Here is a 26,681-nt window from a genome sequence, read left to right on the forward strand (position 1 = left end):
CTCGGTCCCTCCCCTCAAGGGGGAGGGAGGCAAAGGAGCCGCAAAACCACTCAAGAGTGAAAAGATCTAGCCGCCGAACAGCATATCCATCAGCGTGCGCGGCTTTTCCTGCTGGACAGGCTGATTGACATTGGCCGGCGGCTGGATCTGCTGGGGCTGGCCCTGCGCCGGAGCGCTGGGGACCCAGACCTGCTGGCCGGTGGCCGGATCGGTGACCAGCACCATGGGCAGGCCGGTATCGGCATCGATGGGCGCCTGGCCCACGCCATTGCTCTGCGGCTGCAGCGGCAGGCCAGTGACCGGATCAATGGATTGATCCTGCACCACCTGGCCCACGGGCAGGCCGGTGGTCGGGTCGATCTGCTGGCCATTGGCATCGATGATCAGGCCGCCGGTGTTGAGGCCATTGTCCTGTGGCGCAATCGGCGCGGACTGCACCGAGGTTGCCCCGGCAATGGGCTGACCTGTCGCCGGATCGATGCGCACCACCTGGCCGGTGGCGGGATCGATGGCGGTGGGCACGGGCTGGCCGGTGCCGGCATCGACATATTGCACCTGCGGCTGGCCGGTCGCCGGATCGATCACCGGCTGGCCCGTGGCAGGGTCGATGACCTGCTGGGCGACCATTTCGCCCTCATAGCTGCCGCCCGGAATGGGGGCGATCTGCTTGCCCTCATGCGCCTTGGTCATGAATTCGGACCAGATGATGGTGGGCACATTGCCGCCCGAGAGCGTGGTCTTGGTGCTGTCGTCATTGCCCAGCCAGACGCCGGCGACCATGGCCGAGGTGAAGCCGACAAACAGCGCGTCCTTGGCTTCCTGGCTGGTGCCCGTCTTGCCGCCGAATTCCCAGCCGTTGACGCTGGCACGCTTGCCGGTGCCCACCTCGACGGCGGTTTCGAGCATGTCGTCCATTTCGGCCAGCACATTGGGGGCGATGACGCGGCCGGGGCCGGCGTCAGACGCCTCGTAGAGCAGTTTGCCATCCTTGGATTCAATGCGGGTGATGACATTGGGGATGACGCCGAAGCCACCATTGGCGAAGGGCGCATAGGCGCTGGTCAGCTCGAGCAGGTTCACTTCCTGCGTGCCCAAAGCGATGGAGGGCACGGGGGTGAGGGGGCTCGAAATGCCCATGCGCGTGGCAACATCGACCACGGCGGCGGGCGTGACGTCGATGGCCAGGCGCGCCGCAATGGTGTTGAGCGAATAGGCCAGGCCCTGCCGCAGGGTCACCGTGCCGGCATATTTGCCCGAGGCATTGCGCGGGCTCCAGCCGTTGTAGTCAAACTTGGCATCCTCGGCGAGGGTGTCGGGCGTATAGCCCTTTTCCATGGCGGCCAGATAGACGAAGGGCTTGAAGGTCGAGCCCGGCTGACGCTTGGCGGTGACAGCGCGGTTATACTGGCTGGACGCGTAATCGACGCCGCCCACCATGGCGCGGACCTTGCCGTCGACATCCATGGCCACCAGGGCGCCCTGGGTGAAGCCGCGCTTGGGACCTTCGGTGGCCACCTGTTCCTTGACGATGAACTCGGCGTCCTTTTGCATCTTGTAGTCGATGGTGGTCTGCACCACCACGTCGCTGTCGATCTCGCCGATATAGGCGGTCATCAGGCTTTCGACCCAGTCGGCGACATAGGATTCCGAACCGGCCACGCGGGTGCGCACGCTCTGATTGGGGTCAATCTGGGCGGCGGACGCCTCTTCCTTGGAGATATAGCCTTCCTGGGCCATCAGGTTGAGCACGATGCGCTGGCGCTCGATGGCCTTTTCCGGATTGGTCTTGGGATTATAGGCCGATGGCGCCGGCAAGAGCCCGACCAGCATGGCGGCCTGGCCCAGCGAGAGATTGCGCGCCGAGACGCCGAAATAGGTCTGCGCCGCGGCCTCGATGCCGGTGGCGCCCGCGCCGAAATAGACGCGGTTCATATAGAGCTCGAGGATCTCATCCTTGGTGTAGTTCTGTTCCAGCCAGACCGCCAGAATGGCTTCCTGCACCTTGCGGCCCAGGGTCTGGTCGGGGGTGAGGAAGAGGTTCTTGGCCACCTGCTGGGTAATGGTGGAGGCGCCGCGGGTGACGCCGCGCGCCTGCACCGATTCAATGGCCACCGAGAGCAGACCAATGGGGTCGACGCCGAAATGGCTCATGAAGCGCCGGTCTTCGCTGGCGATGAAGGCGGCCGGCACATAATAGGGCAGTTCGCGATAGGTCACGGCTTCGCCGCCGGTCTGACCGCGATTGGAGATCAGCGTGCCGTCGGCCGCCAGAATGCGGATATTGGGCGGACGCTCGGGAATGGCCCAGGTGTTGGAGGCCGGCAGCTGGGCGCCATAATAGACGATGATGCCGATAACGGCGATGCCGCCCCACAGGCAAGCGACAAAGCCCCACCAGAGCAGGCCCATGAGAAAGCCGCCGCTGCGCGAGCGACGCGGCTTTTTGGCCTTGGCGGTCTGTGCCTTGCCGCGGCGCGGCGGCTTTGCCGGCTTGCCAGAGCCACCGGAGCCACCACCGCCCGTGCGGTCGGCCGCGCCCAGATTGCCCAGCGAACCACCCAGGGTGGGTTCGACACGCTGACCTTTGGCGGCGGGGGCCTTGCGCCCCTTGCTGGCCTTGTCCGGGCCAGCGCCCACACGATCATCGGCGGAAATGCGAAAATCCATCAGCGAACCCACGAAACTGTCTTGGCCGCTTCTACTCCGTTCCGCGGCGATGGGAAACCAGAGGTTAGCAGTTGATTAACGCCAATGCTGACCGACTCGCGATGCGCCACCAAGGGGTGAGCGCAGATCGCGCGGTCCTGCTGCCGCTTTTCCGGGTCAAATGTGGCTGGTTTATGGGCCGGGACACGCTTGCTGGTGCAGTGTTGCGCGCCGATGACAGGGCCCGAAGGGGCTCGGCGCGCCGCTAGGCGTAGCGCGCCAGGCCCAGATCGTCGGTGGCGATCTCGGGCCGGTTGCCGCCCACGAGATCGGCAATCACCCGCGCAGAGCCGCAGGCCATGGTCCAACCCAGCGTGCCATGGCCGGTGTTGAGATAGAAATTGGGATAGCGCGTGGCGCCCACCACCGGGGTGCCATCGGGCGTCATCGGGCGCAGGCCCGTCCAGAAGCTGGCGCGGCTCACGTCTCCGGCATCGCCATAGAGATCGGTGACGACATGTTCGAGCGTGCGGCGGCGGCGGTCATGCAGCGTGGTGTCAAAGCCGGCGATCTCGGCCATGCCGCCGACGCGGATGCGATCGCCCAGGCGGGTGACCGCAACCTTGTAGCTCTCATCGAGCACGGTGGAGACCGGCGCCTTGGCCTCGTTGACGATCGGAACGGTGATCGAATAGCCCTTGACCGGATAGACTGGCAGATCAAGCCCAAGCGGGCGCACCAGCGCGGGCGTGTAGCTGCCCAGCGCGCCGATGAACACATCGGCCTCAAAGCGCCCCATATTGGTCTGGACGGCGCGGACGCGATGGCCTTCGGTCACGAGGCGCTCGATCTGCACGCCGAACTGGAAATCGACGCCCAGGCCGCGCGCCAGATCGGCGAGGCGGTTGGTGAACAAGAAGCAGTCGCCCGTCTCGTCATGCGGCAGCCGCAGGCCGCCAGTAATGCGCTCGCGCGCGCCGGCCAGGCCAGGCTCGGCCGCAATGCAGCCGGCGGCATCGAGCACTTCGAATGCCACGCCATCGGCGCGCAGCACTTCGATGTCCTTGTGCGCGTCATGCACCTGTTTTTCGGTGCGGAACAGCTGCAGCGTGCCCTGGGTGCGGTGGTCATAGCTGATGCCGGTATCGGCGCGCAGGGCCATGAGCTGGTCGCGGCTATATTCGGCCAGGCGCACCATGCGCGATTTGTTGATCTTGTAGCGCGCCAGCGTGCAGTTGCGCAGAATGGCCAGGCACCAGCGGATGGTGGCCGGATCGAGCAGCGGCTGGATGATCAGCGGCGCATGTTCCATGAACAGCCATTTGAGCGCCTTGCGCGGAATGCCCGGCCCGGCCCAGGGGGAGGAATAGCCCGGCGAGATCTCCCCGGCATTGGCAAAGCTGGTTTCGAGCGCCACGCCGTCCTGGCGTTCGAGCACCGTCACCGCGTGACCGGCCTTGGCCAGATAATAGGCCGTAGTGGTGCCGATGACGCCGCCGCCCAGAACAATAACCCGCATGACCGCCCCCGCATGACATGGCGCGCCACAGGGGCCCGCTTGGCCATAGTGTGGCGCAAGGGGCAAGAAATGTCCTTCATTTCGGCGCAGTTAAATTGCAAGCATGGATGACTTGCGCAATATTATGCGGCGCAACCGCAGGAGTGTGCACAACATGGACCGGATCGACAGTGCGATCATCGCGGAGCTGCGCCGGGACGGACGCATGAGCAATGCCCAGCTGGCCATGGCGGTGGGCCTGTCGCCCTCGGCCTGCCTGCGCCGCCTGCGCACGCTGGAAGAGACCGGCGTGATCCGCGGCTATACCGCCATTGTCGATACGCCCACGCCGGTCGCCAGCATTGTGGCGATCGTGCAGATCACCCTTGAGCGGCAGACCGATGATGTCCTGCGCAAGTTCGAGCAGGCCCTGCGCGGCTGCGCGGAGGTGCGCGAATGCTATCTGATGGCGGGCATGACCGACTATCTGGTGCGGGTGGAAGCGGCCAGCGTCGCCGACTATGAGCGGTTGCATACCGAAGTGCTGTCGCGCCTGCCCAGCGTCACCCGCATCCAGTCCAGCTTTGCCATCCGCAATGTGCTGCGGCCCGCCCGGGGGTGAGTGCCTTGCTCCTGCTCCGGCGTCTGGCTTTGCTCCTGTTGCCGCTATGCCTGGCGATGCCCGCCCAGGCCAGTGATCAGGCTTTGCTGGATCGCGCGCTGGACAGCGCGCGGGCGCAGTTTGACCAGGCCCAGCCGCAACTGGAGGCCACAGTCTTTGGCGTCGACATCGCCGCCTATGGCAAGGCGCTGGCGCTGCAGGCCTTTACCGGTGGCGCCTGGGATGGCTCAGTGCGGGTTGCGCTGACCATCCGCAAAGAGGCGACTGGCTCTTGCGCAGACTTCGCCGCCTTCGTCCGCATGCCGCCCGAGGATGGCGTCGTGCCGCTGGTGCTGTGCCCGCAGTTCTTCGCGCCAGGCGCCGACAGGCTGCGCGCGCTGACCATTCTGCACGAAATGGTGCATGCCGTGGCCGGGCGCGACGAATGCCAGGCCATGGCTTTCGCCGCCCGGATCGAGATGCTGGCATCGGGCCATTTCACCCCCGTCGATGCCTATTGGCGGGCCAACCAATGCGCGCAATCACGCTACGCCTTGCCCTGACACAGGCCTGTCATCCGCTTGTTCGATAGTTATCGAAATAGCGATGAGTCCTGTCATGCTTGAAGCCATTGCCCGCCAACTCGAAGCCCTGGGCAATCCCACCCGGCTGGCGGCCTATCGCCTGTTGGTGCGGGCCGGGCCCAATGGGCTGCCCGTGGGTGGGCTGCAGGCCAAGCTGGGCATTCCTGCCTCGACCCTGTCGCATCACCTGCACCGGCTGGTGGCCGTCGATCTGGTCAGCCAGGACCGGCAGGGGACCCAGCTGATCTGTCGCGCCAATTTTGCAGCCATGGATGGCCTGGTGGATTTCCTGTCCAGCCAGTGCTGTGCCGATGCGCAGGCCGAAACAGCGGCTTGAGTTTTCATTTGATCCCTATTTCCATTTTTCCGGCAGCACCGAAATGACGACTATCCCGCCACGGGCCCCGGCCTGGCTGATCTGGGGCCTGGGCCTGACCCAGGTGATTGGCTATGGCACGCTCTATTACAGCTTTGGTCCGCTGGCGCCGCATCTGGCGGCCAGCTTCGGCTGGCCCGAGACGGCGCTGTTTGGCGCGCTGGCGGCGTCGCTACTGCTGAGCGGGACAATTGCCCCCTGGGTAGGCCGGCTGGCCGACCGGCATGGCGCCGGACCGCTGATGGGACTGGGGTCGCTGGCGGCGGCGCTGGCGCTGGTGGGTTGCGCCCTGGCCCCCAATGGCCCGACCTTCACAATGGCCCTGCTGGCCATCGAATTTGCCTCGGCTTTCGTGCTCTATCCTTTGGCTTTTGCTGCGCTGGCGCAGATTGCCGGCGCTGGCGCCCAGCGGCAGATCGTGCATCTGACACTGATTGCCGGCTTTGCCTCGACGCTGTTCTGGCCGCTCACCACCTTGCTGGTCGCGCAGCTGGGCTGGCGCGGCACCTATCTGGTGTTTGCCGGGCTGAACCTGACCCTGTGCTTGCCCGTGCATCTGGCGCTGGCGCGCCATGTGCGGCAGAGCCGGGCCGCCGGGCGCGTTCCTGCAGTTGCCGTGGGGGTGGCCCGGCCCGAGCAGGTGCGCCTGCTCGTCTGGATCATGTTGGCCGGATTTGCCCTGACCGGGGTCTTGGCGTCGTCGGTGACCATCCACATGGTGGGTCTGCTGGCCGGGTTGGGCGTAGGTTCCGCGGGCGTCGCAGTGGCAGCGCTGTTCGGGCCGGCCCAGGTGGCCAGCCGGCTGATCAATATGGGCTGGGGCAGCAGGCTGCCACAGCCCTGGCTGGCGGTGATCGCGGCGAGCCTGATGCCGCTGGGCGCCCTGGTGCTGGTGCTCACCGCTCCCTCGCCGATCGGGGCGATGGTGTTTGCGCTGTTGTTCGGGCTGGGCTCGGGCCTGTTCAGCATTGTCGGCGGCACGCTGCCGCTGACGCTGTTTGGCACCCAGGGCTATGGGCAGCGGCTGGGCATGGTCAATGCCGGCCGGCAACTGGCCTCGGCACTGGCGCCGTTCCTGTTCTCGCTGCTGGCGAGCCTACTGGGCACGGCGCCGGCCCTGTTGCTGGCGGCCGGCGCCGGCGTCTTGGCCGTCGGCGCCTTTGCCAGCATCGGCTGGCAGACCCGGCCGGGTGCGCTCAGCGCCAGCCCAGGCCCGGCGCCACATGGGTCAGGATCGATTCAATGACATGGGCATTGTAGTCGACGCCGAGCTGATTGGGCACGGTGAGCAGCAGGGTATCGGCCTCGGCAATCGCCTCGTCCTCGGCCAATAGCTTGATCAGCGCATCGGGCTCGGCGGTATAGCCACGGCCGAAAACGGCGCGCTTTTCCGGCTCGATATAGCCGAACTGGTCCTGCTCGGGGCGACCGCGGCCGAAATAGGCGCGGTCCATGTCATTGACCAGGGCAAAGATCGAGCGGCTGACCGAAACGCGCGGCTCATGGGCATGGCCGGCCTCTTTCCAGGCGGCGCGATAGGCGCGGATCTGCTCGGCCTGCTGGATGTGGAAGGGCTTGCCGCTTTCGTCGAACTTGAGCGTCGAGCTCTGCAGATTCATGCCCAGCTTGGCCGCCCAGATGGCGGTGTCATTGGTGGCGCTGCCCCACCAGATGCGCTCGCGCAGGCCGGGTGAATGCGGCTCGAGCCGCAGCTTGCCGGGCGGATTGGGGAACATGGGGCTGGGATTGGGCTCGGCAAAGCCATGGCCCTTGAGCACTTCGAGGAACACTTCGGTCTGGCCGCGGGCCATGTCGGCGTCGGTCTGGCCTTCGGCTGGGGCATAGCCGAAATAGCGATAGCCCTCGATGACCTGTTCGGGCGAGCCGCGGCTGATGCCGAGCTGCAGCCGGCCCCCCGAGATGAGATCGGCGGCGCCGGCATCTTCGGCCATATAGAGCGGGTTCTCGTAGCGCATATCGATCACGGCGGTGCCGATCTCGATCTTTTTGGTGCGGGCACCAACGGCGGCCAGCAGCGGAAAGGGCGAGGCCAGCTGGCGGGCAAAGTGATGCACGCGGAAATAGGCGCCGTCGGCGCCCAGTTCCTCGGCCGCCACGGCCAGATCAATGGACTGCAGCAGCGCGTCGCCGGCCGAACGCGTGCCCGACTGCGGCGAGGGCGACCAATGGCCGAAGGAGAGGAAACCGATGTTTTTCATGAAAATGGACCTGCGCGCTGGAAATGCCACGAACTTGTAGCTGTTGTTGGACCTTTAGCTAGTGGCGCATGGCACCGACGCCAAGGACTTTTGCCCGAACGGATTGATCATGGTGGTGAACAGTCGGGCCTGCAGAGAGTTTTGGGATGGTGCGGCGCGTACTTGTTTTGTGGACAATGCGCCATCATTTGATATAGGGATATCTACTCATTTGATGGAGACGCGTCATGTCCGGGGTGGCAGCGGTTGCAGATCGACAGGATTTTTCGGCCGAAACCGACCGGGCGCGGCTATCGGGCGTAGCGCTCAAGGCCTATCGGCGCCTGATCGAGCAATGGCAGCTCAGCGGGCAGCAGGCGGCGGCGCTGCTCGATGTTTCCACCAGCACCTGGGAGCGGCTCAAAGCGAGCGAGAAGACAAAGCCGCTCAGCCAAGACCAGATGACGCGCATTTCGGCGCTGGTGGGGATCTATAAGGGGCTGCACCTGCTGTTTGCCGATGGCATGGCGGATGATTGGGTCCGGCTGGCCAATAGCGGCCCGCTATTTGGCCGCCTGAGCCCAATCGAGTCCATGCTCAAGGGCGGCATTCCGCAGATGCTTGAAGTGCGCCGCTATGTAGATGCGGTGCGCGGGGGTCTTTGATTTGTCCGTTGCCGGGGTTCCTATCATCACCGTGGCCTATCCGCGCACGGTGCGGCTGGTATCGACCGCCCGGCTGCGCGAATCGGTGCTGGCCAGCCTGGTCGATGGGGCCGGCGAACTGGCGATGCTGGCCGAGATCGAAGGCGCGACGAGCCAGCGCCAGATGGCAGAGCAACGCGGCATTTCGGGGCTGGCGGCAAATGAACTGGTTTATGACGTGCCACATGCCCATTTCATCAATGCCAGCTTTGCCTATGCCAAGCCCAGAGCGCCCAATCGCTTTAACGATGCCAATAGGGGTGCCTGGTATGCCGCGCTGAGCACGCGGACCTGCCTTGCAGAAGTGGGCTTTCACCTGACGGCGTTCCTCGCCGCTGCCGGACGCTATGAGGCGGTGGTGGACTATGCCGAAATGGTTTGCAGCCAGGCGGGTGACTATCTCGACCTGCGGGAAATGCCGGAGCACCCGGCGCTGGGCAGCGACATCGCGACCGCTTATCCCGTTGGCAATCAACTGGCTTTGGCTGCACGGGCCGCGGGGGTCAATGGCATTGTCTATCCCTCAGTGCGACACAGGGGCGGTATTTGCATCGTGGCGCTGCGTCCGGCGGCGGTGCAATCGGTGCGGCAGGGGGATGTGTATCGCATGCGGTGGACCGGCGATCCGACGCCGGCGGTGGAGGGGCCGCTGTCGGGTGAGATGGGGCCAGCCAGCGCCTAACGCGGAAGACTATTCGGCCGCCTGATAATATTCAGCCGAGGGCCGGATGACGGCGACAACAGCGTCCACCGCTGCGGCTTGGAACTCGTCATCCTGCCGCAAGGCTTCAAGCGTGCGCGGCACTGGCTGCTCGCCCGGCCAGTCCTCGAAAGCAAAAGCCAAGACCGCCGCTGCCTCTGCGATAGCCTGGTCCAGCGTATCGCCCATAGCAATGACCCCGGGCACGTCCGGAAAGGAAACGCCGTAGCCGGAATCGGCATCCTTATGGATCAGGGCGATGTAGTGGACGTCACGCATCTGTGTTGCTGTCCCAGCCTGCCTGCCGATAGATCGAGCGGACCGTACCGACGGGGATATCCTTGCGCGGATGCGGCAGGATTACCGTCCTGCCGCTCTCGACATGCCGGTATTTATGGTGCGAACCACGCGTCGAGACAAGAACGAAGCCGTCTGCGACGAGGCGGCGGGCAATTTTCCGACTGTCATGCAGTAACTTCATCATTTCGTCCCCTCGATCAACATGTCGAAGGTCGAGTAGCAGTAGAACAGTTGTCGCTCGAACTACGCCAGGATCGGACGTCCAGATTGCTCACGCTCAGCGCGTTGCCCTGGATGAATTCGCGGCGGGCGTCGGACGCGCTCTAGAGCACAGTGCGGCTGGCGCTGCGCGGGTCCTCGACGGCGCGGCTGCGATAGATTTCGCCATCGCGGGCCAATTTGCGCCAGGGGCGGGCCTTGTTCAAGGCGATGTCGTAGCGGGGGTCATCGCGGTCAATGGTGCCCATAACCACGGTGGGCGCCGCAAGCTCGGGCGCGCTTGCTGCGACGTACCCGTCCGGCCCGATGAAGCGGCTGGGCAGGGCCGCGCCGCATTGTGCCGGCGTGGAGAGTGACAGCCAGACATTGTTGGTCGCCGCGTGCGCCTGCGCCAACACGGCAAACATCGGGTCCGCTGCATAGGCCGAGAACAGCATGCACTCGACCCCCAGCAGGGCGTTCTCGGCAAAGAGTTCGGGGAATTGCACCTCGATGCACAGCGCAAAGCCGAAGCGGACGCCATCGATATCAAAAACGACCACTTCGGCGCCGGGGCTATACCAGTCGGTGATCTCGGTGTGCGAACAGAAGCGTTTGTCGTAGCGGGTAACGATCTCACCTGCTGACGAAATCACATAGAGGCTGTTATGCGGCCGATTGGGCGGGGTCAGCTGGTGGTTGCAGCCGAGGACCACCCAGATGTCGAGGTCGAGCGTCATCGCCTGGATCTTGGCCAGTTCATCGGCAATGGCGGGCCAGTCGACCTTTGCCCAAGCGGCAACCTGGGCTTTGACATAGCCCGACAGCGCGCCTTCGGGGAAATGAACGAGTTGTGCCCCAGCGGACTTGGCGTCGGCCATCAGAGCGCGAATGTGCTGCCCGTTGGCGGCCACATCGGCCGTGATCAGGCTTTGCGCCGTAGCAATACGCAGAGGCATCGCCACGGCCCGCAAATCCTAGACGTCGAGGTTGGAAACGCTCAGCGCGTTGTCCTGGATGAATTCGCGGCGGGGTTCGACCAAATCGCCCATCAGGGCGGTGAAGATCTGGTCGGCTTCGTCGGTCTGGTTGATTTCGACCTTGAGCAGGGTGCGGGCATTGGGGTCGAGCGTGGTCTCCCAGAGCTGGGAGGCGTTCATTTCGCCCAGGCCTTTGTAGCGCTGCATGGTGACGCCCTTGCGGCCGGCGTCGGTGACGGTCTTGAACAGCGACGCCGGACCATAGACCGGGGTCACCTCGCCCTTGCGGGTCAGCGTGGGCACGCCGCCATAGATCTCGTCGAGCCGGTCGGCCAGCTGGCGCAGCTTGCGGGCGTCGGCGCTCTGCAGCAGAGCCCGGTCGAGCTGGTGAGTCTCGGTCACGCCGCGCACGGTGCGCGAGAAGGCCAGGCCCTCTTCATCGGTGATGGCGCCGGACCAGCCCCGCTCAAGCTCATCGGAAATGCGGTCGAGCCGGTTGGCGACGCGGTCCATGGTCTTGCCGATGCGCTCGGGATCGCTGAGGCCCTCGGGATCGAGCCCGCCGACGATGGCGGCCTGTTCGACCAGGCTCCGGTTGTAGCGGGTGTTGAGATTGTCGATGGCTTTGACGATGTCGCGGGCCTGCTGCAGGATGCTCATCAGGTCGGCGCCGGCGTGCTCAGTGCCATGCTGGGTCTTGAGCACGGCTTCGTCCAGACCATAGTCGAGCAGATAGTCTTCCAGCGCCCGTTCGTCCTTGAGATATTGTTCGGACTTGCCGCGCATGGCTTTGTAGAGCGGCGGCTGGGCGATGTAGATATGGCCGCGCTCGATCAGCTCGGGCGTCTGGCGATAGAAGAACGTCAGCAGCAGCGTGCGAATGTGAGCGCCGTCCACATCGGCGTCGGTCATGATGATGATCTTGTGGTAGCGCAGCTTGTCGGCGTTGAATTCCTCGCGGCCGATGCCGGTGCCCAGCGCCGTGATCAGCGTGCCGACCTGGTCGGACGAGATCATGCGGTCAAAGCGGGCGCGCTCGACATTGAGGATCTTGCCGCGCAGCGGCAGCACGGCCTGGTTGGAGCGGTCACGCCCCTGCTTGGCCGAACCGCCGGCGGAGTCACCTTCCACGATGAAGATTTCGCTCTTGGCGGGGTCGCGTTCCTGGCAATCGGCGAGCTTGCCGGGGAGCGAGGAGATTTCGAGCGCGCCCTTGCGGCGGGTCAGTTCACGCGCCTTGCGGGCGGCTTCGCGGGCGGCAGCGGCCTCAGCGACCTTGCCCACGATGATCTTGGCTTCGTTGGGATGCTCTTCGAACCACTGGCCGAGCTTGTCGTTGACGATGTTCTCAACAACCGGGCGCACTTCGGAGGAGACCAGCTTGTCCTTGGTCTGCGACGAAAACTTGGGATCGGGCACCTTGACCGAGAGCACGCAGGTCAGGCCCTCGCGGGTGTCATCGCCGGTCAGCGAGACCTTTTCGCGCTTGGCGATGCCCGAGGTTTCGGCATAGCTGGTGACCTGGCGCGTCAGCGCGCCGCGCAGGCCCGCCAGATGGGTGCCGCCGTCGCGCTGGGGGATGTTGTTGGTGAAGCACAGCACGTTTTCGTGGTAGCTGTCGTTCCACTGCAGCGCCACTTCGACGGTGATGCCGTCCTTCTCGGAAATCATGGTGATCGGGCGCTCGATAGCCGGCACCTTGGACTTGTCGAGATAGTTGACGAAGGCCTCGAGCCCGCCCTCGTAGAACAGCTCGACATTGACCGGATCGGTATGGCGCAGATCGTTGAGCAGGATGCGCACGCCCGAATTGAGGAAGGCCAGCTCGCGCAGGCGATGCTCGAGCGTCTTGAAGTCGAACTCCACCATGGTGAAGGTTTCGGCCGAGGGGAAGAAGGTGATCTCGCTACCGCTGCGACCCTCATAGGTGCCGGGCTGCTTGTTTTCGACATAGGTGCCGGTCTGGACCAGCGGCGCATCGGAATCGCCGTGGGTGAAGCTCATCTCGTGAATGCCGCCATCGCGGCGGATCTTGAGCTTGAGCCACTGGCTGAGCGCATTCACCACGGAAACGCCCACGCCATGCAGGCCGCCGGAGACCTTATAGGAATTCTGGTCGAACTTACCGCCGGCGTGCAGCTGGGTCATGATGACCTCGGCGGCCGAAATGCCCTCTTCCTTGTGGATGCCGGTGGGAATGCCGCGACCATTGTCGATCACGGTCACCGAGCCATCGGGGTTGAGCGTGACCGTCACCAGGTCGGCGTGACCGGCCAGGGCCTCGTCGATGGCGTTGTCGACCACCTCATAGACCATGTGGTGCAGGCCCGAGCCGTCGTCCGTATCCCCGATATACATGCCGGGGCGCTTGCGCACGGCATCGAGACCTTTGAGCACCTTGATGCTGTCGGCGCCATATTCTTCGGGAAGGGGATTTTGGCTATCGGTCATGGGGTCCGAATCAGTCGTTTCAGAGTGCATTTGTTCTAGCGGAACGGGGTAGTATCCCCAAGCAAAATGGCCGTTTCGAGGGCTTTTGCGGGGGATTGGGCCGGCTCCGTTCGCCCAGCCCGACAGGGCAGGCGCCGATGGGTCAGCACAGCCGGTGTCAATCGCGTGCGACGCGTCCGTCCTTGACGGTCACCATCTGGGCGCGCTCGCCCAGAGCCTCGAACAGCATGCGGTCCGTCCCGGTCAAAAAACACTGCGTGCCCAGCCCGTCGAGGGCGGCAAACAGCGCCCGGCGGCGGTCGGGATCGAGATGGGCGGCGATTTCGTCGAGCAGCAGGAACGGGGTGATGCCGGTGCGCAGGCGCACGAGGCGCGCATGGGCCAGGATCAGCCCGATCAGCAGGGCCTTCTGCTCGCCCGTGGAGCCCAGGGCCGCCGGCATGGCCTTTTGCGCATAGGTGACCTCAAGGTCGACGCGATGCGGCCCCACCAGCGTGCGCCCCGCCGCGCGGTCGCGGCCGCGGCTCTGGCGCCAGCGCTCAGCCAAGGCGGCCTCAAGCGCGGTCGAGGCGGCGGGCTCGACACTGTCCTCGAACAGCGGCGTCAGCGCCAGATGGGCGGCCGGGAAGCTCGTGTCATCCAGGCTCTGGCCGATCAGCGCCTGGAGATGGCCCAGGCTATCGGTGCGAGCCAGATGGATGGAGGCGCCCAGCTCGGCCAATTGCGCCTCGATGGCGCTGAGCCAGCTGGTATCACCATTGTCCTCGAGCAGGCGGTTGCGCTGCCGCATGGCCTTTTCGTAGTCGCTGACGGCGGCGGAGTGGCTGGGGATGAGCGTGGTCACCAGACGGTCGAGAAACCGCCGGCGGTCCCCTGCCGGGCCCGAGAACAGGCCATCCATGGCCGGGGTGAGCCAGAGCACGCGCAGATAGTCGCTCATGGCCTCGATGGAGCGGGCATTGGCGCCATTGATGCGCACGCGGCGGCCGCCATCGGGCGCGGCGCCCGTGCCGATATCGGCGGGGCCATCATCGGTCTCGACGGTGGCGGCCACGGCCCAGCCGATGTCGCTGCCATGGGCCTGCAGCGTCTCGAAACTGGCGCCGCGCAGGCCGCGCCCGGGCGAGAGCACCGAAATGGCTTCGAGCAGATTGGTCTTGCCGGCGCCATTGGCCCCGGTCAGCACGACGTGGCGATCATCGAGATCGAGCGCAGCCGTCGCATAATTGCGGAAGGATGTGAGGCGCAGGCGGGAGAGGTGGCGGATCATGAGTGTCTGCCGGCCATCATGTTATTCAACCCACCGCCCGTCACCCTCGGGCTTGACCCGAGGGCGTTGCACTTAAATTGCATCTGCAAGTGAAGAGCCCTCGGGTCAAGCCCGAGGGTGACGATCGAGGTTGGTGCGAGCAATATCGCCCACTCAAACACGCATCGGCATCAGCACATAGAGCGCGCGGGTTTCGCCCTCGTCCTTGACCAGGGTGGGCGAGCCGGCGTCGTTGAACATGAACACGGCGCTGTCGCTGCGGATCTGGCCGATGATGTCGAGCAGATAGCGGGCGTTGAAGCCGATCTCGAAGCCATCGGTGTCGAATTCCACCGCCAGCTCCTCGCTGGCCGTGCCGTGATCGGGATTGGTCACCGAGAGCTCGAGCAGGCCATCCTTGGCCTGGAGCTTGACGGCCTTGCCGCCGCGATCGGAGGCAATGGTGGAGACGCGGTCGACAGCGGTGGCAAAGGCCGCGCGGTCGACATTCATCTGCTTGTCGTTGTTCTTGGGCGTCACGCGATCATAATCGGGGAAGGTGCCTTCGATGAGCTTGCTGAGCAGCACCACCGAGCCGACGGTGAAGCGGATCTTGGTGTCGCTGACTTCAACGGTCACATCGCCATCGGCACCGTCGAGGAGCTTTTGGACTTCGCCAACGGTCTTTTTCGGCACGATGATGCCGGGCATGCCCTTGGCGCCAACCGGGGCCTCGATCTCGGCGCGCGCCATGCGGTGGCCGTCGGTGGCCACGGCGCGCAGCACGGTGCCCGTGCCGGAGATGTCGATGGTGTGGAAATAGATGCCGTTGAGATAGTAGCGGGTTTCTTCATTACTGATGGCGAACTGGGTGCGCTCGATCAGCTCGCGCAGCGCGGCGGCCGGCATGGTGAACTCATGGCCGAAGCTGCCCGACTTGAGATCGGGGAAACTGTCGGGCGACAGGCACGCCAGGTTAAAGCGCGAGCGGCCCGAGGTCAGCACCATGTTCTCGCCGCCATCGGTTTCGAGGCGCACTTCAGCGCCATCGGCCAGCTTGCGGACGATTTCATAGAGCGTATGCGCCGGCACCGTGGTGGTGCCGGGTGTCGCGACCATGGCGGGGACCGATTCGGTCACTTCGATATCCAGGTCGGTCGCGCGCAGCTCCACCTTGTCATCGCCGGCCTTGAACAGCACGTTGGCGAGAATGGGGTAAGTGTTCCGCCGTTCCACGACCCGGTGCACATGGCTCAGCGACTTGAGCAGATGATTGCGTTCGAGCGTGACTTTCATGCGGCAATATCCCTGGCACTACGCGGCTGCGTCTGGCAGCAAAAAACCCCCGGCAAGCCGGGGTTGGACATTTACAATTTGGTGACCAAAACGCAAGGGCAGGCCGCATTTTGCCCCCGGCAAATGCGCTGGGCCTGATGGGCTGTATCGCGCGGCAAATCTGGTTAGGGTCGGGCCAGGCGAATCTGGGAGGGATCAATGAGCACGTGTTTTGAAGCCGGCGGCGTGGCGGTGATTACCGGCGGCGCCAGCGGCATCGGCCGGGCGGCGGCGCGCCGCGCGGCCGCAGCGGGCATGGGCGTGGCCCTGGTGGACGTCAACGAAGTCAAGCTGACGAGCCTGGCCGAAGAGCTGGGCGGCGTGGTGGGGGCTGATCGCGTGCTGGCCGCCAATATCGACGTCGCCGACCCCTCTGCCATGCTGTCGCTGGCCGACGAAGTGGCGCACCGCCTGGGCGCAGTGACGCTGCTGATGAACAATGCCGCGGCCTTTGTGGCGGGCGGCGCCGGGGGGATTCTGGACCCCAATGACAATTGGCAGCGGCTGTTCGCGGTCAATGTGCTGGGGGTGGTCAATGGCGTGCAGGCCTTTCTGCCCGGCATGCTGGCGTCGGGCAAAGCCGGCGTCATCGTCAATACCGGCTCCAAGCAGGGCCTGACCAATCCGCCGGGCAATCCGGCCTATAATACCTCCAAGGCGGCCGTGAATGCCTACACACAGAACCTGGCGCGTGACCTGCGCGAGCGGCCCGGCTGTGTCATTAGCGCGCATCTGCTGATCCCGGGCTGGACGACCACCGGCGACGCCGAACACCGGCCCGGCGCCTGGCTGCCCGAGCAGGTGGTTGACCTGATGGTACAGTCCATTGCCGCTGATCGCTTCTTCATCCTCTGCCCGGACGATGAGACGCCCAACGCCATCGACCACAAACGCATCCTGTGGAATGCGCTCGACATCGTCGAGAACCGCCCGGCGCTGTCGCGCTGGCATCCCGACTACAAGGCGGCCTTTGCCGCCTTCATGGCCGACGAGGGCACCATGCCCAAAACAGGATCAGCACAATGAGCATCCTAGCAAGCAGCACGATGACCCTGTGGAACGGCCAGAGTGTGCCGCGCATTGGCCTGGGCTGCTGGGCCATCGGCGGGCCGACGCTCAATGATGGGCCATCCACCTCCTATGGCGCCACCGACGATGCGCAGTCGCGCGCAGCGCTGCAGGCCGGCTATGAGATGGGGGCGCGCGTCTTTGATACGGCAGCCGGCTATGGCGCAGGCCATTCCGAAGTATTGGTCGGGCAAGAGATCGCCCGGCACGCCGACGCCGTCATCATCACCAAATTCGGCTTTGAGGTCGATCATGCCAATCGCCGCAATGGCGATGTCAATGTCACGCCCCAAGGCATCCGCAGCGTCATCGACGGCAGCCGCAGCCGGCTCAAGCGCGACCGCATCGACCTGGCGCTGCTGCATCTCAACGAAATGGATACGGCCCTGGCGCCGCAGGTGTTCGACACGCTCGAAACCCTGGTGGCCGAAGGCTGGATCGGCGCCTATGGCTGGAGCACCGACTTCATGCCGCAGGCCCGGGCAGCGGCGGACTATCCGCATTTCGTGGCCATCGAGAACGACTACAATGTGTTCACGCCGGCCCGTGAATTGATGGACTTCGTCAGCGCGCGCAAACTGGTGTCGATCAGCCGGCTGCCGCTGGCCATGGGCCTGCTGACCGGCAAATATGCCCCCGACAGCACGCTGGGCCGCGACGACGTGCGCGCGCAGGACTTTGCCTGGCTGCGCTTCTTTAAAGATGGCAAGCCCAGCGCCGACTATCTGATGCGCCTCGGCGCCATCCGCGAACTGCTGCAGAGCGGCGGGCGCACGCTGGCGCAGGGCGCGCTGGGCTGGATCCTTGCCAGTTCCGACCGGGCCCTGCCAGTGCCCGGCTTCCGCAGCGTCGCGCAGGTGCGCGACAATCTGGGCGCCCTCGACAAGGGGCCCCTGCCGGCAGCGATCATGGCCGAGATCGCGGGCCTATTGGCGGCCGAATAGGCAAGCGGCAAAAAAAGAACCCCGCGCCAGTGGCGCGGGGCTGAATGTGTCGACAGACGGCGCGGGCTTCGTGCCCTGCGCGCGCCCGCCTTCGCGGGGGCAGGCTCCGCGCTTCCGGGCGTAACCAGCTCAAAAGGCTCCACTGGAGCCTTTTGACCGCGCCAAGCGCGGCCGCTGGTTACTCCTCGAGCATGCGCTTGAGCAGCTCGATCTCCTGGGCCAGTTCGACATCATCCTTGATCATCTGCTCGACCTTGCGCACGGAGTGCAAAACCGTGGTGTGGTCGCGTCCGCCGAAGCGACGGCCGATTTCGGGCAGCGAGCGCGAGGTCAGCGCCTTGGCCAGGAACATGGCGATCTGGCGCGGCCGCACCACATCGCGCGAGCGGCGGGCCGAGAGCAGTTCGTTGCGCGGCACCTTATAGTGGCGCGAGACCATGCGCAGAATGTCCTCGATGCGCACGCGGCGCACCTCGCGGCTGCGGATGAGGTCGCCCAGGGTCTTTTCGGCCAGGGGAACAGTGACCAGTTCGCCGGTCAGCTGGTTGGCGGCGACGAGGCGATTGACGGCGCCGTCGAGGTCGCGGCCATGGCTGATGACGGCGCGGGCGATATAGTCGATCACCGGGGCCGGGAAATGCATGCCATAGCGCGCGGTGGCCTGGTCGGCGCGGCGCTGCACGATGGCGCGGCGCAGTTCGAGATCAAAGCCGGAGATCGGCACAACCAGCCCGCCCGAGAGGCGCGAGCGGACGCGCTCATCGAGCATTTCGAGATCGCGCGGCGGCGCATCGCCGGCCACCACGACCTGCTTGGCGCCGGTGAGCAGCGTGCCCAGCGTATGGCCGAATTCGGTGGCCGACTTGCCCTGCAGGAACTGCATGTCGTCGATCAGCAGCAGGTCGACGCGGCGCAGCCATTCCTTGAAGCCGAGCGCGGACTGGCGCTGCACGGCGGTGATGAAATGGTACATGAAGTGGTCGGCCGTCAGATAGACGATGTTCTTGCTGGCATCGGCCGACTGCACGGCATGGGCAATGGCGTTGAGCAGGTGGGATTTGCCCAGGCCGACGGTGGAATGAATATAGACCGGGTTGAAGGTCACGGTGTTGTTGGCGGCGGCATTGGCGATCTGCTTGGCGACGCCAAAGGCCATTTCATTGGCTTCGCCGGCCACGAAGCTGTCAAAGGTCATGCGCGGATCGATGGCGCTGCCCGACAGGGCATCGCCCTTGGGCTGGGCCGCCGCGTCGCGGGGGAAGCGCGCCACGGTGGAGGCCGGCGTGGGGGCATTGGCGGCAGCGGGCGCCGCTGGCTCTTCGGCGACCGGGACCTCGGCGACAGCGGGGGTCAGGCGCGGACGGGCCTGACCATTGACGCGCAGGGTCACCTGGATGCGGCTGACCGATTCCGCGTCCTGGCGGAAGGCCTCCAGAATCCGGTCGGCGTAGTTGGACTGCACCCAGGAGCAGAGGAAGCGCGTGGGCGCAGACAGATGCACGACGTCGTCGACGATCTCTTCGAGCTCAAGGCTGGCGAACCAGGAGGTGAACACATCGGCGCCCACCGAGGTCTTGATCCGCGCACGCACCCGGTTCCAGAGATCGCGCTGGCCTTCGGAGGTGTCGGACGTGGTCATGACAGGGGTATCGCCTTTGGTGGTCAGGGGGATGGTGGCCGGAAGGGGGGTTCCCCAGTCCGGCTGTCCGGCGGTCGCCTGTCGCGTCATTGTCAGCCTCGTTTCTTCTCGCCGGCCGGTCCGCAAAGTCCCGCCGGCAGCATTCTTGTTTTCCCAGGGCCGTATCGTGTGGTCCACGCGGCCATGGCTTCGCCCCTGCATCCGCTCGCGCAGACACGCTCTCTCTATCCGGCGGTTGCTGCCGCCGGCGTCTTACGCTTTTCTATCGTGAACCCGGCCAGATCTGGCCTGTGTCGATAAACTACAACATGGTTGCCGAACGGATGCGCAAGTGCGCGAACTGCTTACGCAGCCCTCACCTGTCATCATGTCCGGCCTAAACCGAAACCGAGTAAAATCTGCCCCAAATAGTGCCCTGACAGCCAGTGTTGGATCGCTCGTATGTGGCGTCCTGCTCAAGCTGACGAGATCACTTTAGAGGGACGATTTTGGGCTCGCAACCGGGGAATCGGAAAAATGGGGGCTTGACTCTGAGTGAGAGTTTTTCGCTCTCCCACCCCCTTCCGCATGGATCCAAACCAAGCGTTTGTGACTCCATGCAGAATCTCCTGGACGGGTCGCCTGGCACACCAAAATAATTTTTCCGGTGCGACCATTCTGCTCACCCCCCGCTGTCATGAAGACATTTTCACGACAGCGCGAACCGGCAACAAACTCCTGGCATTACTGAATAAAAACGCACACTTAGGCCGAAAACCGGCGCCGGGACACCCGTCACGAAAATGACAAGAGGGCTGGCGGACGGAAAAGCATGCCCAAACGACCGGCAAAGAAAATGGGCTCCGCAAGGAGCCCATTTATCGGATCACACCAACCGCCCCGACGGGCTGGTTGGAAGAGTGGTTTCAGGCGCTGAGAGCCTTCACGCGGCTGTTCAGGCGGCTCACCTTGCGAGCGGCCAGATTGGCGTGAACGATGCCCTTGGTGGCAGCCCGGTTGATCTCGGGAGCCGCAACAGCCAGGGCTTCCATGGCCAGCTTGTGGTCGCCGGCAACAATGGCTTCTTCAACCTTGCGGATGAAGGTGCGGACGCGCGAACGGCGCGACTTGTTGACCGCGGTGCGGGCTTCGATCTTGCGGGTAGCCTTTTTGGCTGAAGGCGTATTGGCCATAATGGTCCTCTTGGCGTCCAACCGGCCGATCGCGCCACGAGGTCGCATGCGTCCGGGATGAAATGAAATCGGCGGCTTTCGACTGCCGCCAAGTTGGTGGGTCTATAGGGGAAGCCAGGGTTAGCGTCAACTGGATTCAGCCCCGGCGCCGGGTCAGGGCTGCATCTGGCACAGCGGGCAAAAAAAGCTCGAGCGGCCCGACTGCACGATCCGGGTGACTGTGCCGTGGCAGCCCGGGGTGGGACAGGGCTCACCCTCGCGGTCATAGACGGCGAAATTGTGCTGGAAATAGCCCGAGCCGCCCTCGGCATTGCGGAAGTCGCGCAGGGTCGAGCCGCCCGAGACAATGGCCTCGCCCAGCACCTGGCGCACAGCCTGCACCAGATCCTCCAGCGCCGGCTTGGGGCCGCCGGCGGCGGTCACAAGGCTCCCCGCCAACACGGTGGGCAGGATATGGGAGCGATGCAGCGCCTCGGACACATAGATATTGCCCAGGCCGGCCACCACCCGCTGGTCGAGCAGCGCTGCCTTGATGGGGGTCTTCTTGCCAACAAAAGCCCTGGCCAGCGCCGCCGCGTTGAAGTCATTGCCCAGCGGCTCTGGCCCCAGGCCACTGAGATAAGGACTGGCGGCGACATCGTCATAGAGATCGAGAAAGCCGAAGCGGCGCGGATCGGCATAAATGAGGTGGCTCTTGCCATGGGCGGGATGGGCAATGTCGAACACCAGATGGTCGTGCTTTGGCGCCGTGCCCGGCTCATAATAGCGCGGGGCCTTGTCGATGCCGTGTTCGGCAAAGCGCCAGGAGCCGGTCATGCCCAGATGGCTGAGCATGGTGCGGCCGCTCTCGAGCCCGATCAGCAGATATTTGGCGCGCCGGCCGACGCTGGCAATGGTGTCGCCTTCCAGCCCGGCCTTGAGTCCGGAAGGAAAGGGAAAGCGCAGATCGGCCCGGTTGAGCGTGACGGTTTCGATGCGGGCGCCGGCCAGCCAGGGCTCCAGGCCCCGGCGCACCGTTTCCACCTCGGGCAGTTCGGGCATGTTTGGATCTCTTTCACCTGTGCGACTTTGCGCCATGGCAAAGCCGGATCGGGTTGAATATGGTGCGCGCCGACAGACTAGAGAAGTGTTTTCCCTCAGGCGGATTGGACCCATGCCATGACCCAGGCCCACGAGACCACCCATTTCGGCGAGCAGACCGTTGCGCTCGATGACAAGCAGGGGCTGGTCAACAAGGTGTTTCACGGCGTGGCGGACCGCTATGACCTGATGAATGACCTGATGAGCATGGGCATCCACCGGCTGTGGAAGAATGCCATGGTCGCCGATCTGGCGCCGCCCAAGTCCGGCAGCCGACCCTATCGCGTGCTCGACATGGCCGGCGGCACCGGCGATATCGCCGAGCGCATCATCAATGCCTCGGTGGGCTATGCCGAGGTGGTGGTCAGCGACATCAATTCGGACATGCTGCGGGTGGGCGCCGAGCGCGCCAAGTCCTGGCGCTTTCCGGCCCAGGCCAGTTTCGTCGAGGCCAATGCCGAGGAGCTGCCGTTCGAGAGCAACAGCTTTGACGCCTATACGATTGCCTTTGGCATCCGCAACGTGCCGCGCATCCAGAAGGCGCTCAACGAAGCCCATCGCGTGCTCAAGCGCGGCGGCCGCATTCTGGTGCTCGAATTCAGCCAGGTCGATGTGCCGGGCATGGACGTGGTCTACAAGGCCTTTTCCGACACCATTATCCCGCCCATGGGCAGGCTGGTGACGGGCGATGCGCAGCCCTATCAATATCTGGTGGAATCGATCCGCAAGTTCCCCAGCCCGCCGCAGTTCCAGTCCATGCTGGTCGAGGCCGGCTTCAAGCGCAGCAAATACACCTCTTATACGGGCAATGTGGCGACGCTGTTCTCGGGATGGAAGCTCTAGAACATGCTGATCTCCGCCTATTTCCGCCTGCTGCGGGCCGGTTACGTCCTGGCGCGCGAAGGCGCATTGTCCATCATCTCGATTGATGGCCTGCCGCCGGCCCTGGCGCCGCTGCGCCTGGGCATCTGGCTGGGGCGGCTGATCGAGCGGCCCAGCGTGCGCCAGACGGGCCATGTCGAACGGCTCAATGCCGCGCTCAACCGGCTGGGCCCCACCTATGTCAAGTTCGGCCAGACGCTGGCCACCCGCCCCGATGTGGTGGGTGTCGCCGTGGCGCAGGATCTGGCAGGCCTGCAGGACCGCATGGCGCCCTTTGATCCCAAGCTGGTGCCGGCCATCCTCACCGAAGCGCTGGGCGACAAGGCCGCCGAGCTGACGCAGATGAGCCCGCCGATCGCTGCGGCCTCGATTGCCCAGGTGCACAAGGCCATGCTGGTGCCGGCCGAAGGCCTGCGCCGCGCGGTGGCGGTCAAGCTGCTGCGCCCGGGCGTCGAGCAGCGCTTCCGCTCCGATATCGAGAGCTTTTATGCCGTGGCGCGGCTGGCCGATCGCTTCGTGCGCTCCACCAAGCGCCTGCGGCCGATCGAAGTGGTCGAAACGCTGGACCGCTCGGCCCAGCTCGAGCTCGACCTGCGGCTCGAGGCCGCCGCCATTTCCGAAATGGCCGAGAACATCAAGGACGATACCGGCTTTGTCATCCCCACCGTCAGCTGGGACCATGTGGCCCATAATGTGCTGACCACCAGCTGGGTCGAGGGCATTCCGATCCGCGACCATGCCGCGCTTGATGCGGCCGGGGTGGATCGCAAGGCGCTGGCGGCGACGCTGCTGCAGAGCTTTCTCAAGCATGCCATCCGCGACGGCTTCTTTCACGCCGACATGCACCCGGGCAATCTGTTCGCCGATCCGCGCAGCAATGGCGTGATCGCGGTGGATTTCGGCATCATGGGCCGCATCAATCGCAAGGAGCGGCGCTTCCTCGCGGATATCCTTTATGGCTTCATCACCCGCAACTACCGGCTGGTGGCGGAGCGGCATTTCGAGATCGGCTATGTGCCGGCCAACAAGTCGGTCGAAGACTTCGCGCTGGCCATCCGCTCGATCGGCGAGCCGCTGCATGGACGCACGGCGCGCGACATTTCCATGGCCCGCGTGCTGGGCCAGTTGTTTGCCATCACCGACCTGTTCGACATGCAGACCCGGCCCGAGCTGGTGCTGCTGCAAAAGTCGATGGTGCTGGTGGAAGGCGTATCGCGGGCGCTCGATCCCGATCTCGATATCTGGACAGTGGCCGAGCCGGTGGTGGGCGACTGGCTGCGCAAGGAAGCTGGCCCGCTGGGCCAGATCGAGACGCTCACCGAACATGTCAAAACCGCCGCCACGGCCGCCGGACGTCTGCCCACGATCCTGGCGCAGGCCGAGCTGGCGTTGGCCGATTATCATGCCAACAAGCATCGCCGGTCCGATCCGCTGCTGCGCGGCGCGCTGTTGACGCTCATGGGCCTGGCCGGGCTGATGCTGGCGATCGGACTGTGGCGGATTATCACGCTGCCAGGGGTTTAGGGCGCTTGTCGGCTTGCCCGCCAGGCCCTAGATTGTGTAGCAATCAGAACAATTTGCGAGTGTGGTGATGCCATCCAGCTCCGTCTCGATCGCGCTGCGCTGGCTGGAGCATGGCCAAGGCCTGCCCCTGCCCGCCCGGCAGACGGCGGGCGCCGCGGGCATGGATCTGGTGGCTGCGCTGGCGCCGGGCGCCGACATGGTGCTGCCGCCCGGCGGACGGGGCGTGGTGCCCTGTGGCTTTGCCATGGCGCTGCCCATCGGCTTTGAGGCGCAGGTGCGGCCGCGCTCGGGGCTGGCAGTCAAGTTCGGCGTGACGGTGCTCAATGCGCCGGGCACGATCGACGCCGATTATCGGGGCGAGGTGATGGTGCCCCTGATCAATCTGGGCGCCGAGGATTTTGTGGTCCAACGCGGTGATCGCATCGCCCAGATGGTCATCGCAGCCGTACAACCAGCAGAATTTCGGCTTGAGGAGACGCTTGATGAAACGGAACGCGGCGACAAGGGTTTCGGTTCGACTGGCCACCGCAGGGGCTAGCCTGCTGGCGGGCCTGGCACTGGCTGTCAGCCCCGTCTGGGCCGGCGATCGGGCCCTGCTCGAGGTGATCGGCTATTCCTCGGACAGCCATTACTTCGCCTTCGAGGAATTTGGCATCCAGGATGGCTCGGGCTTTGCCTATTCCAATATCTATGTGGTCGATCTGACCGAGGACAATTGGGTGGTCGGCACCCCGGTGCGCAAGCAGGCCGACGACGAAAAGACGCCACTGACCGCGGTGCGGGCCGATGCGGTCGAGAAAGCAGGCGATATCCTGGCGACGCTGGGGATCGAGGCCCCAGCCCAGGTGCTGGCCATGGTGGGGGATGGCGCGCCGGACCAGACCGGGGAGACCCTGCGTTTCGGCCTGCCGCGCTATAGTGACGGCACGGTGGACGGCGACTATCTGCTCTCGCTCAAGACCGCGGAGGCCCAGGCCATGACGCCCTGCAATGCCTGGTTCGGGGCGCAGGCGCTGGGCTTTACGCTCAGTGTCGAGGACAAGGGCGCAGTCCGCGAGGTGCATGCCGACGAAACCCTGCCACGCTCGCGCGGCTGTCCGGTGAGCTATCGCATCCATGCGGTGCTGGCGCCGTGGACGGATGATCCCCTGCCCCATGCCGTGGCCCTGATCTCGGTGTTTGCCCAGGGCTTTGAAGGGCCGGACCGGCGGTTTGTCGCGGTGCCCCTTGCCTTCTGAACCCCTGTCGCCAGAGGAAACCCGCCGCTACGGGCGGCATCTGGTGCTCAAGGGCATGGGCGGGCGCGGGCAGCAGGCACTCAAGGCCGCGCGCGTGCTGGTGGTCGGCGCGGGCGGGCTGGGCAGCCCGGTCATTGCCTATCTGGCCGGCGCCGGCGTCGGCACGCTGGGCATAGCCGAGCATGACAGCATTGCCCTTTCCAACCTGCAGCGGCAGGTGATCCACACCAGCGCCGGCATTGGCCTGGGCAAAGCCGAAAGCGCGCGGGATTTTGTCGCCGGGCTCAACCCGCATGTCGATGTGCGCCTGTTGCCCCAGGTGACGGCGGCCAATGCGGCCGGGACCCTGCGGGACTATGATTTAGTGCTCGACGGCACCGACAATCTGGCGACGCGGCGGGCCGTTGCGGCGGCGGCCGCTGCAGCCGGGATCCCGCTGGTCTCGGGCGCGGTGTCGATGTTTGATGGCCAGGTCACGGTTTTTGCGCCCGGCGGGCCGGGCTTTGATGCGCTCTATCCGGCCAGCGCCAGCGATGATGACCTGCCCAGTTGCGAGGCCACCGGCATTCTGGGCCCGCTGACCGGGGTGATCGGCACGCTGATGGCCATGGAGGCGATCAAGCTGATCACCGGCATCGGCACGCCGCTGATCGGGCGCGTGCTGACCTATGACAGCCAGGGCGCGCATTTCTCCGAGTTTGCGTTCTGAGCGCGGCGGTATCCGAAGCGGGTGAAACCCAGGTTGCAGCCACACGCCCATGGCGAAGCGCCGAAACCCTCTTTCTGCTCGGACCGGGCGGCGTCGGGAAATCGACGTTGGGCCGCGCCCTCGCCAGCCAGTTGGACTGGCCGCTGGTCGATCTCGACCTGGTGTTCTGCGACCGCATCGCAGTGATCGGGGACTATATTGCCGCCAAGGGCTATGCCGCTTACCGCGCGGCCAATCTGGCGCTGGCGCAGGCCCTGGTCGCCGAAGCCATGATCCCACAAGTGTTCGTAACGCCGTCGGGCTTTCTGGCTGCCGCGCCCGAGACGTCGGACTACCGGCAGGCGCGAGCCCTTGTGGCCGGCGGCTATGGCATTGTGCTGTTGCCCAGCCTGGATATCGAATTGGCGTGCCGCATCGTGGTCGCCCCGCAATTGACGCGCGGCTTCGGCTTTGAGGCGACTAGTGAGAGTGAAAAATTCCGCACGCGCTTTCCACTCTATCGAGCCGCGGGTGATGCGCTGGTGGTGTCAACCGCGCCGCCCGACGCCATGGCCGCCGCAGTCATCGCGGCGACGGGAATGCGTCAAGTCTGAGCGATCACTGCC

The 26,681-nt window shown here is 65.1% G+C and carries 26 protein-coding genes; 14 read left to right on the forward strand and 12 right to left on the reverse strand.

All coding sequences use genetic code 11. The features are described 5' to 3' along the window. Positions 1-66: 66 nt before the first annotated feature. Both E8M79_RS02335 and E8M79_RS02340 read right to left on the reverse strand, forming a co-directional pair. Complete coding sequence (locus E8M79_RS02335) at positions 67-2,679, reverse strand: PBP1A family penicillin-binding protein (RefSeq protein ID WP_137150318.1); 2,613 nt, start codon at positions 2,677-2,679, stop codon at positions 67-69. A gap of 232 nt (positions 2,680-2,911) precedes the next feature. Continuing rightward, positions 2,912-4,165 (reverse strand): D-amino acid dehydrogenase, encoded by a 1,254-nt coding sequence (locus E8M79_RS02340; RefSeq protein WP_137150319.1) that lies wholly within the window; start codon positions 4,163-4,165, stop codon positions 2,912-2,914. 154 nt (positions 4,166-4,319) lie between these two features. Between E8M79_RS02340 and E8M79_RS02345 the strand changes: the two genes are divergently transcribed. The 4 genes from E8M79_RS02345 to arsK are packed head-to-tail and all read left to right on the forward strand — an operon-like array spanning position 4,320 to position 6,951. Beyond that, a complete protein-coding gene (locus tag E8M79_RS02345) occupies positions 4,320-4,766 on the forward strand; it encodes an Lrp/AsnC family transcriptional regulator (RefSeq protein ID WP_205747856.1) in 447 nt (148 codons plus the stop codon). 5 nt (positions 4,767-4,771) lie between these two features. Further along, positions 4,772-5,308, forward strand: coding sequence for a hypothetical protein (locus tag E8M79_RS02350; protein WP_137150320.1), 537 nt, complete (start codon positions 4,772-4,774; stop codon positions 5,306-5,308). Between the two features lie 55 nt (positions 5,309-5,363). After that, on the forward strand, positions 5,364-5,666 hold the full coding sequence (locus E8M79_RS02355) for a metalloregulator ArsR/SmtB family transcription factor (protein ID WP_248304864.1): 303 nt from the start codon (positions 5,364-5,366) through the stop codon (positions 5,664-5,666). 43 nt (positions 5,667-5,709) lie between these two features. After that, complete coding sequence (gene arsK, locus E8M79_RS02360; protein ID WP_137150322.1) at positions 5,710-6,951, forward strand: arsenite efflux MFS transporter ArsK; 1,242 nt, start codon at positions 5,710-5,712, stop codon at positions 6,949-6,951. Here arsK and E8M79_RS02365 read toward each other — a convergent pair. Further along, on the reverse strand, positions 6,902-7,924 hold the full coding sequence (locus tag E8M79_RS02365; RefSeq protein WP_137150323.1) for an LLM class flavin-dependent oxidoreductase: 1,023 nt from the start codon (positions 7,922-7,924) through the stop codon (positions 6,902-6,904). The two genes, arsK and E8M79_RS02365, sit on opposite strands and share 50 nt — an antisense overlap. A 227-nt stretch (positions 7,925-8,151) precedes the next feature. On the opposite strand from E8M79_RS02365, the gene E8M79_RS02370 reads away from it, so the two are divergent. Both E8M79_RS02370 and E8M79_RS02375 read left to right on the forward strand, forming a co-directional pair. Next, complete coding sequence (locus E8M79_RS02370) at positions 8,152-8,568, forward strand: antitoxin Xre-like helix-turn-helix domain-containing protein (RefSeq protein WP_137150324.1); 417 nt, start codon at positions 8,152-8,154, stop codon at positions 8,566-8,568. 1 nt (position 8,569) lies between these two features. Continuing rightward, on the forward strand, positions 8,570-9,289 hold the full coding sequence (locus E8M79_RS02375) for an RES family NAD+ phosphorylase (RefSeq protein ID WP_137150325.1): 720 nt from the start codon (positions 8,570-8,572) through the stop codon (positions 9,287-9,289). A 9-nt stretch (positions 9,290-9,298) separates the two neighbouring features. Here the strand turns inward: E8M79_RS02375 and E8M79_RS02380 are convergent, their stop codons facing one another. From E8M79_RS02380 to dnaN, 6 genes are all read right to left on the reverse strand, one after another. Beyond that, positions 9,299-9,586, reverse strand: coding sequence for a type II toxin-antitoxin system HicB family antitoxin (locus E8M79_RS02380; RefSeq protein WP_137150326.1), 288 nt, complete (start codon positions 9,584-9,586; stop codon positions 9,299-9,301). After that, positions 9,579-9,791 carry a type II toxin-antitoxin system HicA family toxin gene (locus E8M79_RS02385; RefSeq protein WP_248304865.1) on the reverse strand — a complete coding sequence of 71 codons (213 nt, stop codon included), beginning with the start codon at positions 9,789-9,791 and terminating at the stop codon, positions 9,579-9,581. The genes E8M79_RS02380 and E8M79_RS02385 overlap by 8 nt, the downstream gene beginning before the upstream one ends. A 139-nt stretch (positions 9,792-9,930) precedes the next feature. Beyond that, positions 9,931-10,764 (reverse strand): carbon-nitrogen hydrolase family protein, encoded by an 834-nt coding sequence (locus E8M79_RS02390; protein WP_137150848.1) that lies wholly within the window; start codon positions 10,762-10,764, stop codon positions 9,931-9,933. Between the two features lie 18 nt (positions 10,765-10,782). Further along, positions 10,783-13,236: a DNA topoisomerase (ATP-hydrolyzing) subunit B gene (gene gyrB / locus E8M79_RS02395; protein WP_137150327.1), complete on the reverse strand. Its 2,454-nt coding sequence runs from the start codon at positions 13,234-13,236 to the stop codon at positions 10,783-10,785. 157 nt (positions 13,237-13,393) lie between these two features. Next, positions 13,394-14,506: a DNA replication/repair protein RecF gene (gene recF, locus E8M79_RS02400; protein ID WP_137150328.1), complete on the reverse strand. Its 1,113-nt coding sequence runs from the start codon at positions 14,504-14,506 to the stop codon at positions 13,394-13,396. Between the two features lie 153 nt (positions 14,507-14,659). Next, on the reverse strand, positions 14,660-15,781 hold the full coding sequence (gene dnaN, locus E8M79_RS02405) for a DNA polymerase III subunit beta (RefSeq protein WP_137150329.1): 1,122 nt from the start codon (positions 15,779-15,781) through the stop codon (positions 14,660-14,662). 198 nt (positions 15,782-15,979) lie between these two features. On the opposite strand from dnaN, the gene E8M79_RS02410 reads away from it, so the two are divergent. Beyond that, entirely contained in the window at positions 15,980-16,846 is an 867-nt protein-coding gene (locus E8M79_RS02410; RefSeq protein ID WP_137150330.1) for an SDR family NAD(P)-dependent oxidoreductase, read from the forward strand. Continuing rightward, the gene (locus E8M79_RS02415; RefSeq protein WP_137150331.1) at positions 16,843-17,832 is read left to right on the forward strand and encodes an aldo/keto reductase; all 990 of its coding nucleotides are present in this window, start codon (positions 16,843-16,845) and stop codon (positions 17,830-17,832) included. The genes E8M79_RS02410 and E8M79_RS02415 overlap by 4 nt, the downstream gene beginning before the upstream one ends. A 178-nt stretch (positions 17,833-18,010) precedes the next feature. Here E8M79_RS02415 and dnaA read toward each other — a convergent pair whose 3' ends face one another. From dnaA to mutM, 3 genes are all read right to left on the reverse strand, one after another. Then, positions 18,011-19,471, reverse strand: coding sequence for a chromosomal replication initiator protein DnaA (gene dnaA, locus E8M79_RS02420; protein ID WP_137150332.1), 1,461 nt, complete (start codon positions 19,469-19,471; stop codon positions 18,011-18,013). 905 nt (positions 19,472-20,376) lie between these two features. After that, positions 20,377-20,643: a 30S ribosomal protein S20 gene (rpsT, locus tag E8M79_RS02425; protein WP_137150333.1), complete on the reverse strand. Its 267-nt coding sequence runs from the start codon at positions 20,641-20,643 to the stop codon at positions 20,377-20,379. A 153-nt stretch (positions 20,644-20,796) separates the two neighbouring features. Next, positions 20,797-21,684 carry a bifunctional DNA-formamidopyrimidine glycosylase/DNA-(apurinic or apyrimidinic site) lyase gene (mutM, locus tag E8M79_RS02430; protein ID WP_137150334.1) on the reverse strand — a complete coding sequence of 296 codons (888 nt, stop codon included), beginning with the start codon at positions 21,682-21,684 and terminating at the stop codon, positions 20,797-20,799. A 117-nt stretch (positions 21,685-21,801) separates the two neighbouring features. On the opposite strand from mutM, the gene ubiE reads away from it, so the two are divergent. From ubiE to E8M79_RS02460, 6 genes are all read left to right on the forward strand, one after another. Then, a complete protein-coding gene (gene ubiE, locus E8M79_RS02435) occupies positions 21,802-22,566 on the forward strand; it encodes a bifunctional demethylmenaquinone methyltransferase/2-methoxy-6-polyprenyl-1,4-benzoquinol methylase UbiE (protein ID WP_137150335.1) in 765 nt (254 codons plus the stop codon). A 3-nt stretch (positions 22,567-22,569) separates the two neighbouring features. Further along, positions 22,570-24,129, forward strand: coding sequence for a 2-polyprenylphenol 6-hydroxylase (gene ubiB, locus E8M79_RS02440; protein ID WP_248304866.1), 1,560 nt, complete (start codon positions 22,570-22,572; stop codon positions 24,127-24,129). A gap of 67 nt (positions 24,130-24,196) precedes the next feature. Then, the gene (dut, locus tag E8M79_RS02445) at positions 24,197-24,667 is read left to right on the forward strand and encodes a dUTP diphosphatase (protein ID WP_171015674.1); all 471 of its coding nucleotides are present in this window, start codon (positions 24,197-24,199) and stop codon (positions 24,665-24,667) included. After that, complete coding sequence (locus tag E8M79_RS02450; RefSeq protein ID WP_137150336.1) at positions 24,612-25,367, forward strand: DUF2259 domain-containing protein; 756 nt, start codon at positions 24,612-24,614, stop codon at positions 25,365-25,367. The genes dut and E8M79_RS02450 overlap by 56 nt, the downstream gene beginning before the upstream one ends. Then, a complete protein-coding gene (moeB, locus tag E8M79_RS02455) occupies positions 25,357-26,076 on the forward strand; it encodes a molybdopterin-synthase adenylyltransferase MoeB (RefSeq protein ID WP_137150337.1) in 720 nt (239 codons plus the stop codon). Before E8M79_RS02450 ends, moeB begins: the two co-directional genes overlap by 11 nt. Before the next feature lie 74 nt (positions 26,077-26,150). Continuing rightward, positions 26,151-26,669: a shikimate kinase gene (locus E8M79_RS02460; protein ID WP_282568096.1), complete on the forward strand. Its 519-nt coding sequence runs from the start codon at positions 26,151-26,153 to the stop codon at positions 26,667-26,669. Positions 26,670-26,681: the final 12 nt, after the last annotated feature.

It is taken from the genome of Devosia sp. FKR38 (assembly GCF_005222805.1).
GTDB lineage: Bacteria > Pseudomonadota > Alphaproteobacteria > Rhizobiales > Devosiaceae > Devosia.

Excerpts from the sequence above, each read along its gene's own strand:
- E8M79_RS02340 (WP_137150319.1), bottom strand. The coding sequence starts at position 4,165 with ATGCGGGTTATTGTTCTGGGCGGCGGCGTCATCGGCACCACTACGGCC.
- E8M79_RS02345 (WP_205747856.1), top strand. The coding sequence starts at position 4,320 with ATGGACCGGATCGACAGTGCGATCATCGCGGAGCTGCGCCGGGACGGA.
- E8M79_RS02355 (WP_248304864.1), top strand. The coding sequence starts at position 5,364 with ATGCTTGAAGCCATTGCCCGCCAACTCGAAGCCCTGGGCAATCCCACC.
- arsK (WP_137150322.1), top strand. The coding sequence starts at position 5,710 with ATGACGACTATCCCGCCACGGGCCCCGGCCTGGCTGATCTGGGGCCTG.
- E8M79_RS02365 (WP_137150323.1), bottom strand. The coding sequence starts at position 7,924 with ATGAAAAACATCGGTTTCCTCTCCTTCGGCCATTGGTCGCCCTCGCCG.
- E8M79_RS02370 (WP_137150324.1), top strand. The coding sequence starts at position 8,152 with ATGTCCGGGGTGGCAGCGGTTGCAGATCGACAGGATTTTTCGGCCGAA.
- E8M79_RS02380 (WP_137150326.1), bottom strand. The coding sequence starts at position 9,586 with ATGCGTGACGTCCACTACATCGCCCTGATCCATAAGGATGCCGATTCC.
- E8M79_RS02385 (WP_248304865.1), bottom strand. The coding sequence starts at position 9,791 with ATGATGAAGTTACTGCATGACAGTCGGAAAATTGCCCGCCGCCTCGTC.
- E8M79_RS02390 (WP_137150848.1), bottom strand. The coding sequence starts at position 10,764 with ATGCCTCTGCGTATTGCTACGGCGCAAAGCCTGATCACGGCCGATGTG.
- gyrB (WP_137150327.1), bottom strand. The coding sequence starts at position 13,236 with ATGACCGATAGCCAAAATCCCCTTCCCGAAGAATATGGCGCCGACAGC.
- recF (WP_137150328.1), bottom strand. The coding sequence starts at position 14,506 with ATGATCCGCCACCTCTCCCGCCTGCGCCTCACATCCTTCCGCAATTAT.
- dnaN (WP_137150329.1), bottom strand. The coding sequence starts at position 15,781 with ATGAAAGTCACGCTCGAACGCAATCATCTGCTCAAGTCGCTGAGCCAT.
- E8M79_RS02410 (WP_137150330.1), top strand. The coding sequence starts at position 15,980 with ATGAGCACGTGTTTTGAAGCCGGCGGCGTGGCGGTGATTACCGGCGGC.
- E8M79_RS02415 (WP_137150331.1), top strand. The coding sequence starts at position 16,843 with ATGAGCATCCTAGCAAGCAGCACGATGACCCTGTGGAACGGCCAGAGT.
- dnaA (WP_137150332.1), bottom strand. The coding sequence starts at position 19,471 with ATGACCACGTCCGACACCTCCGAAGGCCAGCGCGATCTCTGGAACCGG.
- rpsT (WP_137150333.1), bottom strand. The coding sequence starts at position 20,643 with ATGGCCAATACGCCTTCAGCCAAAAAGGCTACCCGCAAGATCGAAGCC.
- mutM (WP_137150334.1), bottom strand. The coding sequence starts at position 21,684 with ATGCCCGAACTGCCCGAGGTGGAAACGGTGCGCCGGGGCCTGGAGCCC.
- ubiE (WP_137150335.1), top strand. The coding sequence starts at position 21,802 with ATGACCCAGGCCCACGAGACCACCCATTTCGGCGAGCAGACCGTTGCG.
- ubiB (WP_248304866.1), top strand. The coding sequence starts at position 22,570 with ATGCTGATCTCCGCCTATTTCCGCCTGCTGCGGGCCGGTTACGTCCTG.
- dut (WP_171015674.1), top strand. The coding sequence starts at position 24,197 with ATGCCATCCAGCTCCGTCTCGATCGCGCTGCGCTGGCTGGAGCATGGC.
- E8M79_RS02450 (WP_137150336.1), top strand. The coding sequence starts at position 24,612 with ATGAAACGGAACGCGGCGACAAGGGTTTCGGTTCGACTGGCCACCGCA.